This window comes from Rhizobium freirei PRF 81 (assembly GCF_000359745.1).
GTDB lineage: Bacteria > Pseudomonadota > Alphaproteobacteria > Rhizobiales > Rhizobiaceae > Rhizobium > Rhizobium freirei.
Genome location: NZ_AQHN01000084.1, coordinates 400,072 through 414,002 on the forward strand (window position 1 = coordinate 400,072; position 13,931 = coordinate 414,002).

The following is a 13,931-nucleotide window of genomic DNA, read 5'->3' on the forward strand; positions in this document are numbered from 1 at the left end:
CATGGTCGCCTCCCTCTTGCGAATCTTGCGGCTCGGCGTGAAGGAACTCCACAGTCTCCGGTCAGATCCGGTCCTGATGCTGTTGATCGTCTACACCTTTACCTTCGCGATCTACGCTGTGGCGACGGGTGCGAAGTTCGACGTGGAAAATGCGTCGGTCGCTATCGTGGATGAAGACCATTCAATGCTCTCAGCGCGGTTGCGCGACGCGCTCCTCAAGCCATTCTTCAACGAGCCGGTGTTAGTTGACGCCAGCAAGGTCGATTCAAGTATGGACGCGGGGCGCTTTGTTTTTGTCGTCGAAATTCCGCCAAAATTCGAGCAGGACGTAATTGCTAACAGGCACCCGTCCGTCGCCATCGATATTGATGCGACCGCCATGTCGCAGGCGGGCAATGGCGCCACTTACATTCAAAACATCATCCTGCAGGAAGTCCTGGCAGCAATCCCCGGAAAGACACCGATCGATCCAATCGATCTTGTGGTTCGCGCCAAGTTCAACCCGAATCTCAAATCCGAATGGTTCACTTCAGTCATGCAGGTCATTAACAATGTCAGCATTCTTGCAGTGATCCTCGCGGGCGCGGCCTTAATCCGCGAACGGGAGCACGGCACAATCGAACACCTCCTCGTGATGCCCATAAGACCTATCGAGATCATGCTCGCCAAGATCTGGGCGAACGGCTTGGTCATCGTTGCAGCAGCAATCGTCTCTTTGCTTGTTGTCGTCGAACGTGTACTGGCGGTTCCCGTAGCAGGCTCGCTTCCGCTGTTTGTCGCGGCGGCTGTCCTCTATCTCTTTTCGGTCACGGCCCTCGGCATTCTCATTGCCACCATCTCGACATCTATGGCGCAATTTGGCCTGATTGCTATGCCGCTTCTCGTGGTGATGAACCTGCTATCGGGCAGCACCACGCCGCTTGAGAGCATGCCAAACTGGCTGCAGCAGGGTATGATGGCTTCGCCATCGACGCATTTCGTGGCCCTCTCCCAGGCAATCCTCTATCGTGGCGCCGGCCTTTCCATCGTCTGGCTACAGATGTTGGCTCTCGCCATCATCGGGGCCGCATTCTTCGGGCTTGCATCGATGCGCTTCCGCCAAGCCCTGATTGCGATACACTGAAATTGGAGCTGATGCTCCGTTACGGAAAGATGGTTCTCTCCGTCGCGGTTGCGAACGGATCAGCGACGCAGTCCCATACCATCGTCGGTGAGAGCCTTATATAGGCGTCGGCCTCAGGCGTCGGGATCAATGCAAACTTCAATGCTGATCCGAAACGTTGAACGGTACATGGCCGCAGTTTTGAAGTGAACAGACGACAGCTCCGGCTCTTCGAACGATTGGGACTAGGGCCTCGGCCAGTCGTTGTCGTGGAGATCTCTCCATTCCTCTTTCCCCTACAGCCGTTATTGCACTGAAGCCCTATGTCGAGATGCGGGTTTTTCATTGATGCGCATCAATGCTGCAAAACCCCTTCGGCATCAGACTTCCATCATCGAAACGATATAACGATATGCGGAGCTGGCCGATGATCGTCGAAGACCAATCCAAGGTCACATCCTTTCTCAAGCACTCTTTATCGCGGGATGGCGATCCGGTGCAGATGATGGAGACGCACATCTCCCGAATATTCCTGTCCGGAGATCGCGCCTATAAGATGAAACGAGCGGTCCTGCTGCCCTATGTGGACTTTTCCACCTTGGATAAGAGGCGGACCGCCTGCTTGAGAGAGATCGAGCTGAATGGCCCTACTGCGCCCGGAATCTATCTTGCCATGCGCACAATCACGCAAGCACCAGATGGTGAGTTCGCGATTGACGGCGAGGGGTCGGCGATCGAGACCATTGTTGAGATGAAGCGTTTCGATCAATCACTTCTTCTGGACCACGTCGCCCAATCGGGCGGATTGACTGCTCAGATGATGACGGCGCTTGCAGGCGCCATTGTCCAGTTTCACCGCCGAGCGCCTATCGTTCATGATGGCGCCGGCGCTGCAAACACGGCAGCCGTCCTCAAGATCAATGAGGCGGGCTTCGCCACCAGCCAGGTCTTTTCCCCGGAGGAGGTCGAGGAATTGACTGCGCGCTTCAACAAGCGGCTCGCCGGGCTTGCCGGATTGCTCGACAGACGAGCGGCCGCTGGAAAAGTCAGACGCTGTCACGGAGATTTGCATCTGCGCAATATCTTTCTCCTCGATGGCTGTCCCTGCCTGTTCGATTGTATCGAGTTCAATGACAATATCGCCACCAGCGACATTCTCTATGATCTGGCATTCCTGCTGATGGACCTCTGGCATCGGGGATATGTCGAGTTGGCAAATCTCGTCATGAACCGATATCTTGATGAGACCGGCGAGGACGATGGCTTTGCCGCATTGTCGTTCTTCATGGCGGTGCGTGCTGCGGTGCGCGCGCATGTCGTCGCCACGCAGGCTGAAGGAGCCGGTGCTCAAGCCTCGGCACTTGCATCCGAAGCCCGAGCTTATTTCGAGCTGGCAGTCGGTCTTCTTCAGCCGCCCCGGCCAAGCCTTATTGCGATTGGCGGGCTTAGCGGATCGGGCAAATCAACGCTTGCCGAAGCACTTGCGCCCCATATAGGCGTGCCGCCCGGGGCGCGCATTCTCGAAAGTGACCGCATTCGCAAGTCCCTTTATGATGTGCCCCCTGAAACACGTTTACCTCAAACCGCGTATTGCCCTGAGGTTTCCGTTCGAGTCTACCGGGAAATTTCATGGCGTAGCCGGGTTATCCTCGCTCAAGATGGTGCGGCAGTCGCCGATGCGGTCTTTGACAGGGTCGAAAATCGCAAGCTTCTCGAGTTCGCCGCCCGGGAGAAGAGGTGCACATTTTCTGGTTTCTGGCTTGACGCAGACCCCGGCTTGCTTTGGCAACGCGTTCAGACGCGCAAGGGAGGCGTATCGGATGCAACGGTGGATGTGCTTTCGCAGCAATTGTCGAAGAAAACGGCCTCAATCGACTGGATCAAGCTGAATGCCGCGCGCAGGACGACCGAACTAGTCGACGAAATTCTGCACCAGATTCAAGCCAAAGAGCCAGGCCTTGCTTATATCGCCGAGGGAATTTGAGCGGGCTCCGATGCTCAATCGGAGGGAAGACCCGATCAAAGGGCTTGAAAGCCCGCGAACAGCACGGACGCGGGCTCAACGCTCGCTGGCGAGTAGTTCCATCAAAAACCGTGGCCCTTGGCCGGTGGGAAATAGGGGTCCTCGTACCCCATTCGCGGCCTCTTCTCCGCCTTTCCTGTGCTTTCCTTTTGCGCGGTACTTGTTGTGTCCCTCCCTGTACCGGCACTGGCGTAAATAATGCCAAGTGCGGCGAGGGATACGATTAATGCTCGAAGCATCTAAGTTTCCTTCCGTTGCCACAATCTTCTTTGGAGAGAAACTTTGCCCGGCTGTGGGCTTGCCCACATTGTCTTTGATCAAAACATCGCAAAAACATGAAATCGCGTCGAGGTTTACAAGTTGCGACCGAAAAGTTGACGCCGATCAAGGCGCGTTGGAACGAGTACGGCAATATCGGGAAATGCTCGTGCTCAGACTTGGAGATCAGGCGATGAATTTCAGGACAATCCTCGCTCCCATCGGAGTAAACCATCTGGAGAAAGATCTTAGGCAGGCTATCGTGTTCAGCGAGGCTGCCCAAGCGCATCTTTCGATCCTGGTCGTCGCGATGGCGGCGCCGCCGCCCGTCGGCGGCTATGGCGAGTTTGTTTCCGCGGCTTGGCTGGAGGAGCGCGAGGGCGATCTTACGAAGCTGGCTGATGCGGTGGAAACTGCCAAGGCCAGCCTCAGCCAATCCGGCCTGTCCTACGATGTCCAGGACTTGTACACGGAATATGCGTGGGCGGGAGAGGATATTGCGCCGTGCGCACTCTATGCCGATCTCGTACTTGTCGGTGCCGGGGCCGCCGCGGACGTGCAATTTAGTAAGCGCGTGATTGATGGGGCGCTTTTCCAGTCGCCGACAGCTTTGCTTTTCAATCCGACTGATCGCCCGGCGACGATGACGCCACGGTCGATCGTGGTCGCATGGAATTCTCGCATGGAGGCCGCTCGCGCGGTGCAACAGGCCTTGCCATTGCTCAAAGCTGCGGAAGAAGTTCATGTGACCATGATCGATCCCACAGAGACGGCTTCTTCGAATGGCGAAGAACCGGGAGCCGACGTGGCGGCCTATCTCGCACGGCACGGAATTTCGGTGGTTGTCGACGTTCTCTCGGGTCAGGGCAAGGGCGTAGCGCAAATGCTTGCCCAGCACGCGGTCGATGTGCAGGCCGACCTGCTTGTCATGGGAGCGTATGGCCATTCGCGCCTTCGGGAATTCGTCTTTGGCGGCGTTACGCGCACGATGCTTGAAACTGCCAAGCTGCCCATATTCTGGGGACACTAGCAGGCCTGTGGTCATCCGCCTGAATTCGCTGGCCCCAAACCCGGCTATCCAGCCGCGCAGTCGTCAAATGGGTTCTCCCGCGAATCGGCCGACAACCGACTGCTCGATCGATGGTGGCGGGTTTGACGATCCGCCCCGAGTTCAACAAGGAGGCTATCGATGTTCAGACATATATTGGTTCCAACCGATGGATCCAAAATGGCCTCACAAGCTGCCGCACGGGCCATGGCGCTTGCTGCCGAGATGAATGCCGAGGTGACCTTGCTGGCCGTGGCCGAGCCCTTCCGCATGCTGGCCATCGATAGCGATGAATACCGAAATCAGCAGCAGGAGCACGAAAAGTCTGCCGCTTCAAACTGCAAGGCCATGCTATCGCGTCAGAAGCTCAGAGCTTCGGATAAGGGCGTCCTTTGCAAGACGCTGGTTATCAAGAGCAATGATATCGCCAAGACCATCGTCGACACCGCTGACAGCTTGGATTGCGATCTGATCGCGATGGCTACGCATGGGCGAAGTGGTCTGTCTTCATTGCTCATGGGAAGCGTTGCAGCCAGCGTAATCGCCAAAGCCCACATACCTGTTTTGGTCTACCGCTAATCCGAGGAAACGTACCCGTATGTCCATCAAGAATCTAGCTGTGTTATCGCGCCCGAAATCGGTGGCGATCATCGGGGCATCAAGTCGCGAGGAGGCGATCGGTTCAAAAATTCTCAGGAATGTCATTGAGGGTGGTTTTTGTGGAGAGATATGGCCCGTAAACCCCAAATACGCACATGTCCTCGGGAGGAAGTGCTTTCGGGATGTCGATGCTTTGCCCAGTCCCCCGGATGTCGCGATAATTGCAACGCCGGCACCGACCGTCGTCTCCATTGTCCGGGAACTCGGCCGTAGGGGAACGAAGGTTGCCATCATCGTCACCGGAAATTTTGACGATGAACTGAAAAAAGGGGTGCTTGCTGCCGCGAAACCATACGATTTGCGTATCGTCGGACCCAATGTTGTGGGTCTCATTCTTCCGGATGCGAACCTCAACTTGAGTTTCGTCCTGACGGGTGCAGAACATGGGAAAATCGGCTTAATTTCGCAATCGGGAGCGGTCGTCAGCTCACTCTTGGATTGGGCATGCGATCACTCCATAGGTTTCTCAAAGATTATTTCCCTCGGTGATATGATTGATGTCGATGCGGGCGACGCTATAGATTTTCTGGCTGCCGATCATCAGACGGCGGCAATCGTCATGTATCTGGAATCCATTCCAGATCCGAGGAAATTCGTCTCTGCTGCTCGCGCGGCGGGCCGGACGAAGCCGCTGATCGCCATCGCGCCAGGCAGGCATCGCGAAGCAGCGAAGGCGGCAACGACCCATACAGGCGCGTTGACCGGTAATTCCCGCCTTGTCGACGCCGTACTGAAGCGCGCCGGTATCATTCGAGTCAAAAGTCTGACGGAACTGCTCGCGGCTGCAGAAATTACGCAAAAGGCCCAGCCACCGCAATCATTGCGGGTTGCGCTGGTCACCAATGGCGGGGGCGCGGGGGTTTTAGCGGTCGATAGCCTTCTTGATCGCGCCGAGCACCTGGCAGCGTTGACCGCGCAAACGACAAGCGAGCTCGACAAGATCCTTCCATCGGGATGGTCGAAAAGCAATCCGGTCGATGTTCTGGGGGACGCACCGCCAGCAAGAATAGCCGAAACCGTCAGGATTGTTGCGCGCGATCCAAATGTTGATGCGATACTTGCTCTGCATTGCCCGGTCCAGGCCGCACAGCCGGCCGCCACGGCGGCGGCAATCGTTAACGCCGTGCAGGAAAAGGACTGGCCCGGCAAGCCCTTGCTAGCGTGTCTGCTTGGTGGCAAGGCCAGCCGTGAGGGCCGGTTTATTCTGCGCGCCGCGGGCGTACCGGACTATGGAATGCCCGACGACGCGATTGCCGCCCTGCATGTTCTTGGAGAATGGGGACGGCGCCAAAAGGCGCTGACTGACATCGCCGTCACCTCGGAACTTGCAGTCAACAAGAAGCAAGCGCTAAGGCTGATGGAGGGCGTCGCGAGCCAGTCGCGAACGATGCTGACGGAGCCGGAGGCGAAGGCAGTCTTGGGCCTCTATCAAATTCCCAGTGCAGAATGTTCAATTGCGAAAAATGTCGCCGCCGTCGCGCAGCTTGCCACTGCAATGCTTCGTAACCATCGGTCCATTGTCGTTAAGATCCTATCGCGCTCCATTACGCATAAATCCGAAATTGGCGGTGTCGCGCTCGACATTCGAAGCCGAGCCGCAGCATGCCGTGCGGCGCGTGATATGCAAAACAGAGCAGCGGAGGCGGGGCTAAGGGAGCAGATCGACGGGTTTGTCGTCGAACCCATGATAAGAGTGGAAGGAGGTATCGAATTGTTCGCCGGTCTTTCCGTAGACCCTATTTTTGGCCCAGTCGTTGCCTTTGGAGCCGGAGGGGTAGCCGTAGAGCAAATCGATGACATTGCTATCTCGCTCCCGCCACTTGACGATAACCTAGCGGCAGACCTCATCGAAGAAACGAGAATATCGAAGCTGTTGCGCGGGTTCCGTCATGTACCCCCCGCAAATCTCGATGCCATCAAGAGGACGCTTCTTGCTCTGTCGCAAATGGCCGTCGATTTCCCCTTCATCCGCGCGATCGATATTAATCCTTTGGCTGTTACCGGTCAGGCCGTCGTTGCGATGGATGCGCGAATCGAGATTGACCCTTCCCGCCTACACGAACCGGCGCCAAGTCGCCGCCTTGTCATAAAACCCTATCCCACCGAATGGATAGGAAAGATCCGCCTGGCGGGCCGGACTTTCGTACTGCGGCCCATACGCCCCGGCGATGCCCGGGCATACAGCTCGATGCTTGAGCGCATATCGCCATCCGACATACGTGCGCGTTTCTTTGGGCAAACCAAGCTCTCCAATGCCGCCGTCGCTCGAATGACGCATATCGACTACGAGCGGGAAATGGCTTTTGTCGCAACTGATATCGACGAGCAGATTGTCGGTGTCGCCCGGCTTGTGATTGACAATGCTCAGGAAGTAGCCGATTTCGGCCTGCTTGTGCGAAGCGACTGCCAACGAAAGGGCCTTGGAAGTGCGCTCTTGAAACGGCTTCTTGATTTTGCCAGTGCGCAAGGACTGAAAGATCTGTGCGGTTCCGTCCTGCCTGATAATTTCAAGATGCTGAGTTTTTGCCGAAAGGCGGGCTTCACAATGACAGCACCATCCAGCGACACAGCTCTTTGGCAGGTTGAGCTATCGGTGTCCAACCGTAGCAATCCGGGACCCAGCTCTCCTGCGCGAGACGAGAAGTTGCATCCAGCTGAATTGATTGAACGCAATGACGCCTGACATCGAAGAGCGATCATAACGCCGAGGTCGAAGCGGATCGCATCCGCGTCAAAATCACAGATGGACGAGTGGCTCTGGAGGGTGCCGTACATGCGTGGAGTGAGCGTAGTGCGGCGGAGCACGCGGTTTGGTCGATACCCGGCGTGACTGCCGTCGAAAATCATCTGACGATCGGTTGAATATCCGAGATATTTTTGACAAGCATTTCCAGGAAAAGTGCGCAGCGGTTTTCCGTCCGGAATGCGTAAGAAAACAAGAAGATAGAGCGTTTCTGCGATTCAAAGAAAAGCGGAAACGCTAGGCGCCATGCCTTTTTGTCGGTCATCGATGAGCCGGGACTTCGGTTTGCCGCGGAGTGTCATATGGCCGATCGTTCTCGTGAGGCGGAAGCAATTCAAAAAAGTGAATAGGCAAGACCGTGAATCTTGCCTGTTCATTGTTGTGCGAGCCGTCTTCTAACTCAAGCGCCTTTGATGGCGATTTTCCGTTCGTTCTTGCGGGCCTCGGCGGTCTTGGGCAAAACGATCGTCAACACACCATTGACAAAAGATGCTTCAATTTTTCCGGTATCGACACCTTCAGGCAATTGGAAGTTTCGCTCAAATGAGCCGTAGCGACGTTCGGACAGGTAATATTCCTTATCCTTCTCTTCCTTGACGTCGTGCTTCTCGCCCTTGATGGTCAGGGTGCTGTTCGAAAGTTTCACATCGATGTCTTTGGCATCGATGCCGGGGAGTTCCGCCGAAATCTCATAGGCGTGTTCCCTTTCGATCACATCAATCGCCGGCGCCGTCGCTACGACGAAAGTCCTTCCGCGCGATAGGCGCCCGAAAGGGCGGTGCCAATGTGCCGGCGTAAAATCCTCGAAAAGACGATCTATTTCCGAGCGCAGGCTTTCGAACGGTAACCATCCGAGATCTGGCGTCTTGCCAGGTTTATCGTCGGTTTTCAGAGGCAGCTTCGTTGCTTTATCGGCCATTTTCATTCTCCTCTTTTTGGAGGGATGGGGTGGCAGTCTGCCGTCCCATCCGACGCCAGACGCAGCGCGTCTGGCGGCATGACCAATAAAATCTATATGCGCCTCGCGGTCATTGATCGCAGTCAAGTGGATGCTGGTAATTCGCTTGCGGATGGAATTGGCCTCCGCAAAGCCATGAGCTCACGTCTGAGCATACCTACGTCGACGCGGAAATGAGAATTGATCCTGCGCAATGCGCCGATGGTTGACCGCAACCATAATTGCTGAAGATGAGGCTGGGAAGTGGGCGTATTGAAGCCCATCGATGACGGCTCCGACCGCTGTTTCTTGACGGCTGAATATCCAGCTTTGGGATTACTTGTTATGGCGCATTTCTTCAATCGGCTCTCTTCGCTGCGCTGGTTTATGATCGATCATATGCTGCTTGTTATCCTGGCTCTCATGATTGTGACCGTGGTCGGGGTGTTGTTCGTACATACACGGGGCGAACCGATTCAAAATGGCGCTGAGCTGCAGCGCTCGGCCAATTGATGCCGATGAAGCAAACGATGCTGAGGATCGGCGCGTAAGGATCTATCCCCGAACCGACACAGAGTGGAAACCTTGGGTCCGGCACTTGTATTCTCGGTCAGGCCGGAGCACCTGCCTCAGGTGATCGTGGATAGCCAACCAAAATGGCCGCGATCTATAGGTCCGTAAGATGCTTTCCCCAAAGGACCCAACCCGCCAAAACTGTCAGCAGCAGCCCCGAGAGAATTGCGTTCCATGTGAGCAGGGTATGGTCGGCAAATCGCAGGATCCACGGCGACGCGACAAGCCAAACGCCAAACAGGATGTCCAGCCTGTCCTCCCATACGTAACGGGAGGCATATGCAAGTCCTCCCAGCGCTGCAACAGCCAGCCCGCAGAGGAAGAAGCTCCACGCAGCGCCGCCGAGGGGAAGGGAATCGGAGCCCAGCGCGCCAAGACTCCAGGGGGATACGATTAGCCACAACCCGACAACGAATATTATATGGTCTTGCCAGCGCCGTTCCTTCATTTCTCGCCTCCTTGGTCTCTCCAATCCCGTTTAGACCGCTATCGTTGGTATCGTTTCCTGCGAGGGTGTGTTTGCCGACAACAAGGGCCTGCAACCGGCCGAAACGCTCAATGTCGTCCACTATTCATAGCGCAGAGCCTCGATCGGATTGGGCCGGCGACCTTATGTGCTGGATAATACACGAAAATGCGCCAACCATGACAGAAAAAGCAAATCCTATCGGCGATAGAAGCGGCTCGGGAAAATTGAACCGTTGAGATAAGCGACTTTCGGCTTGTGAACGCGGCAGTATGACCTGAGCAGGCGCCAGCCCTGACTTTACGGCGAAGGTTGTACCCCCGTGCAATCAATGCCGAGAAGACGGCAGTCGAGCTTGCCTGGTAGTTTGACGTGCATCCGAACCATATCAAAAAATGGAAGGATCAATTGCTCGACGGCGCCGCTGACACCATTGAGACGGCCGTAAAGCCGCCGTTGACATCAAAAGCTCTCAAACGAACCACGCCACTTCTGAAGTCGCGAGCCAGAACCGACGTGACGAGCTCTTCTTCGGTATATCCTTCAAGGAGCAGCAGCCGCTCTCGCTGCAATGATGCTTCACTATATCGTCGATATGCATCGCTCCCTTCATCCCAGCAAGAATGTCGCCGACGTGAATGGATTGGCACTGATCCTGCTCACATATCCGGAATGCCCGGTGTCAAATTGAATCCGGTATTGCGACAGATCAAGGCCAAGTCGACAGGATCCGTAACGATAGGAAGTCAACTGGTGGATTTGCCAACGGCCAACTTCGGTTCGGTCGACAAGAGAGCAGTATGAAGAGACTGCCTCGGCATACGTTTCTCCCTCAACTGCAGGAGGTGCGATCTCGTCACGGCATATATTGATCATTGAAGCACATCCCGATGGCCGCCAAGGACATATCTGCGGAGCACTTGCCGATTCCTATGCGGATGGAGCCGCCCAAGCAGGCTTTACGCTCCGCAGGCTCGACATTTCGCAGCTGGATTTTCCGTTGCTTCGCTCTCGGGAAGCGTTTGAGAATGGTCCCGTACCCGATGTGCTTGTTGCGGCGAGTGAAGCAATTCAGTGGGCGGAACACATCGTTTTGGTTTTCCCGCTATGGCTTGGCACAATGCCAGCTCTGCTCAAGGCGTTTCTTGAGCAGGTTTTTCGGCCGGGGATTGCCTTCCAGTATGCAGAGAGGGGCGCTACGCGAAAACTGCTTGGAGGTTGCACGGCGCGGATCATCGTCACGATGGGTATGCCGACCATTGTCTATAGGTTTTGGTTCGGCGCTCACGGTACGGAGGTTTTGCGTCGCAGCATCCTTAACTTCTGCGGAATTCGACCCGTCCGCCAGACGTTCTTCGGCATGATCGAACGGGCCAGCCCTGAAGAAAGAAGCCGGTGGCTCAAGAAGATGGAAATGCTCGGCCGGCAGGGGAGCTGATCCTGCACCGGCACGGCGATCTCTCAATTCGCCGGAGGCCCTTTTCTCACGAACATTGCTCTCCGTTTTTGACCTCAATCAACCCCGATCTTCCATATCGGCGCTATTGGTCGATCTGTTCCAGAACGCATTGCCAAGCCGGCATTGCCTTTGACAACCGGCGCTTTGCGAGAGGCGGGCAGCGCCTTGAGACGCCGGTGCTGCTACGCACAGGGTTTGCCTTCGAAGTCCGCTCATAGGGAGAAAACCATGCTTATTCAAGACATCATGACGCCCGCGCCCGTGACCGTGAAAATGTCTGCGCCGATCGCCGAAGCAGCAAAATTGCTGCTGGACAAGCATCTGAGCGGGCTTCCCGTCGTCGACGGCAAAGGCGTTGTCGTCGGCATCATCAGCGAAGGCGATTTCTTGAGGCGGGGCGAGCTCAAAACCGAACGCCAGCGCTCTGCGCTCCTCGAGTTCTTCGTAAGTCCCGGCCGATTGGCACAGGAATATGCGCACGCCAATGGGCGGCTGGTCGAGGAAGTCATGACGTCACCCGTAAAGACGATCTCGCCTTTCTCTTCGATCAGTGAAGCCGTCGACGTGATGGAGCGCGAGAGCATCAAGCGGCTGCCCGTCGTGGATGGCGGAAAGCTGGTGGGGATTGTTACTCGCTCCGACCTGCTGCGTGCTCTTGCGGGCATATTGGCCACAACGGCTGAGCCGTGTGGCGACGCGGAGATAGAAGCCCGCATCGCTGACGAACTTGGAAAGCGCAGCTGGAGTGAGAACGGATTTATCCATGTAAATGTCAGGGATGGCATTGCGGAACTCTCGGGTTCCATTTTCGACGAGCGCGAGCGCTTGGCGGCAAAGGTACTTGCGGAGAATGTGCCGGGCGTGAAGGCGGTCACCGATCATCTGACCTGGATCGATCCCTATAGCGGTATTGCTATCTCGATGCCTTGATCGGAGGCGAGCAGCCTGGGGCTGCTCGAATTGATCGAGAGCAATGCAGAGAGTCTCGGGAACTATATGCTACCGGCGAAGAAATCGTGGGAGATGAACATGCGAAGCGAGAGTCTAAGCGACTTTAGCGCAAATGCGATCGGAGTGTTCCTTGTCGTCGCATCAGCTACGCTGCTTTTCCTCTATCCGGATCTGCCTCGTCTTGCCGTATCTACGGCGAATTTCGTTTTGACAGGCATCGTGCTGATGTCCGGCGCCACGCAACCGGATCGACAGGGCCTGGAGTGGGAAAGGATCGTATTGGCCGCATGGCTGGCGGTATCACCCTGGGTGATCGGCGTTTCTGCTGTGACCGGTTTGACCTGGACCAGTGCACTATGCGCCAGTTTGGTATTCATCCCGGCGGCATCGGTCGTCTCGCAACCAAGTGCGTTTGGCAAGAAGCGCGTGCATGCCTCAGTTCGCACTGAGGGGGCGGACAGAAACAGAAGAGTATAAGCGAGATCGGACATGAGCGGATCCAAGATCGATGAGTTTTCTCTGAGAACAGAGCCCGGCGCATAAGTGCGCGAATGTCCTGTGCCGCTCCGGCTTGTCCAGTTGTTGTGGAGATCGCCTGGAGGCGAGATTGCGAGAGCGATCAGCCCCCTTGGATTTAGGGCTGGTTAAAGCCCGCCATAGCCAAGTGTGCCTCAAAATAGGCGGCAGCGCGTGCCGTCACCGATATCAAGGAGCCCCCGAGGTGCCTAGCAGCCTATTTGGCTTTATCTTAATGATGGGGCGGCGTAATCAGGTTGCGCTTGCTGCCATTTCTGTCTTGCTTTTTGTCATCGAGGCGGCGCCACTGGAGCTACAGAGGCGCATCGTCAACGCTGCGACAACGGGAGCTGCATATCATGACATTGTGTGGCTGGCGCTCGGTTATCTCGGTCTTGTCACTGCTGAAGGTCTTATAAAACTCGGGCTCAACGTCTATCGGAGCTGGGTAGGAGAGGTCGCGATTAGATGGCTCCGTAACTGGACGATTGCATCCTCGGGGTGTTCGGATGGATCTTCAATGGAGGTCGTTGCGGAGAACATTCAGCTTTCGATCGTTCTCGCCGAGGCCGAACCTGTTGGTGGTTTCGTCGGAACGAGTATCTCCGAACCGCTTCTGCAGATCGGAATTCTCGTTGCCGTTGGCGGCTACCTCGTCTTCCTCCAGCCACTGATGGCGCTAGTGATCGCTGTTGTCTATTGCCCGCAGGTCGGATTTGTTCCGATCATGCAGGCCGCCATCAACCGGTGGGTCGGAAGCAAGGTCAATGTCATGCGTGATATTAGCGAAGGAATGATAGAGCATCTTGGCCCGACCGATGTTGAAACGGCCCAGACTGATCGCGTTCACGCCCTCTTTTCTATCAACATGAGCATCTACAAGCTGAAATATGCGATGAATTTCCTGATGAATCTGATGATCCAGCTGGGCTATGTCGGCATCTTCGTTCTGGGTGGATATTATGTCGTAACAGGAAAAACCGAGATCGGCACGGTTGTCGCCTTCGTGTCGGGCCTTTCGAAGCTGACTGACCCCTGGGGTGCACTGGTGGATTGGTATCGCGACCTGAAAGCGACGCAAGTCAAATATGCCTTAATCCGGGATGCAAGCAAGGCTACTTCGCCGGTGGGCCAGATAGATTTGGAAAACTCGGATACGCAATCGATGCCAGCCATCTGAGATTCGGCTTCGCCT

General features: G+C 56.0%; 13 protein-coding genes. 11 read left to right on the plus strand and 2 right to left on the minus strand.

Annotated elements, in window-relative coordinates; translation table 11 throughout:
* Window position 1 precedes the first annotated feature (1 nt).
* The 6 genes from RHSP_RS25225 to RHSP_RS33995 all read left to right on the plus strand — a co-directional run bounded on the left by RHSP_RS25225 (window position 2) and on the right by RHSP_RS33995 (window position 7,953).
* Complete coding sequence (locus tag RHSP_RS25225) at window positions 2–1,123, plus strand: ABC transporter permease (RefSeq protein ID WP_004125145.1); 1,122 nt, start codon at window positions 2–4, stop codon at window positions 1,121–1,123.
* A gap of 406 nt (window positions 1,124–1,529) precedes the next feature.
* Complete coding sequence (locus RHSP_RS25230; RefSeq protein ID WP_004125148.1) at window positions 1,530–3,086, plus strand: bifunctional aminoglycoside phosphotransferase/ATP-binding protein; 1,557 nt, start codon at window positions 1,530–1,532, stop codon at window positions 3,084–3,086.
* Between the two features lie 244 nt (window positions 3,087–3,330).
* A complete protein-coding gene (locus tag RHSP_RS25235; protein WP_338059934.1) occupies window positions 3,331–4,413 on the plus strand; it encodes a universal stress protein in 1,083 nt (360 codons plus the stop codon).
* Between the two features lie 159 nt (window positions 4,414–4,572).
* Window positions 4,573–5,010 (plus strand): universal stress protein, encoded by a 438-nt coding sequence (locus RHSP_RS25240; protein WP_004125155.1) that lies wholly within the window; start codon window positions 4,573–4,575, stop codon window positions 5,008–5,010.
* A gap of 19 nt (window positions 5,011–5,029) precedes the next feature.
* A complete protein-coding gene (locus tag RHSP_RS25245) occupies window positions 5,030–7,774 on the plus strand; it encodes a bifunctional acetate--CoA ligase family protein/GNAT family N-acetyltransferase (protein WP_004125158.1) in 2,745 nt (914 codons plus the stop codon).
* On the plus strand, window positions 7,771–7,953 hold the full coding sequence (locus RHSP_RS33995; protein ID WP_081615355.1) for a BON domain-containing protein: 183 nt from the start codon (window positions 7,771–7,773) through the stop codon (window positions 7,951–7,953). The genes RHSP_RS25245 and RHSP_RS33995 overlap by 4 nt, the downstream gene beginning before the upstream one ends.
* Before the next feature lie 281 nt (window positions 7,954–8,234).
* Here the strand turns inward: RHSP_RS33995 and RHSP_RS25250 are convergent, their stop codons facing one another.
* The gene (locus RHSP_RS25250) at window positions 8,235–8,753 is read right to left on the minus strand and encodes an Hsp20/alpha crystallin family protein (RefSeq protein ID WP_004125161.1); all 519 of its coding nucleotides are present in this window, start codon (window positions 8,751–8,753) and stop codon (window positions 8,235–8,237) included.
* A 291-nt stretch (window positions 8,754–9,044) separates the two neighbouring features.
* Here RHSP_RS25250 and RHSP_RS34865 point away from each other — a divergent pair, with 291 nt between their 5' ends.
* Window positions 9,045–9,284: a hypothetical protein gene (locus RHSP_RS34865; RefSeq protein WP_157385429.1), complete on the plus strand. Its 240-nt coding sequence runs from the start codon at window positions 9,045–9,047 to the stop codon at window positions 9,282–9,284.
* Between the two features lie 154 nt (window positions 9,285–9,438).
* On the opposite strand, the gene RHSP_RS25255 is transcribed toward RHSP_RS34865, so the two are convergent.
* Window positions 9,439–9,792 carry an SPW repeat protein gene (locus RHSP_RS25255; protein WP_004125163.1) on the minus strand — a complete coding sequence of 118 codons (354 nt, stop codon included), beginning with the start codon at window positions 9,790–9,792 and terminating at the stop codon, window positions 9,439–9,441.
* 886 nt (window positions 9,793–10,678) lie between these two features.
* Between RHSP_RS25255 and RHSP_RS25260 the strand changes: the two genes are divergently transcribed.
* The 4 genes from RHSP_RS25260 to RHSP_RS25275 all read left to right on the plus strand — a co-directional run bounded on the left by RHSP_RS25260 (window position 10,679) and on the right by RHSP_RS25275 (window position 13,916).
* Window positions 10,679–11,248 (plus strand): NAD(P)H-dependent oxidoreductase, encoded by a 570-nt coding sequence (locus RHSP_RS25260; RefSeq protein WP_004125164.1) that lies wholly within the window; start codon window positions 10,679–10,681, stop codon window positions 11,246–11,248.
* A 249-nt stretch (window positions 11,249–11,497) separates the two neighbouring features.
* Entirely contained in the window at window positions 11,498–12,199 is a 702-nt protein-coding gene (locus RHSP_RS25265; RefSeq protein ID WP_004125165.1) for a CBS domain-containing protein, read from the plus strand.
* Window positions 12,200–12,298: 99 nt separating this feature from the next.
* Window positions 12,299–12,697 carry an SPW repeat protein gene (locus tag RHSP_RS25270; protein WP_157385430.1) on the plus strand — a complete coding sequence of 133 codons (399 nt, stop codon included), beginning with the start codon at window positions 12,299–12,301 and terminating at the stop codon, window positions 12,695–12,697.
* Between the two features lie 244 nt (window positions 12,698–12,941).
* Entirely contained in the window at window positions 12,942–13,916 is a 975-nt protein-coding gene (locus RHSP_RS25275; RefSeq protein ID WP_004125167.1) for an ABC transporter ATP-binding protein, read from the plus strand.
* The last annotated feature ends 15 nt before the right edge of the window (window positions 13,917–13,931 follow it).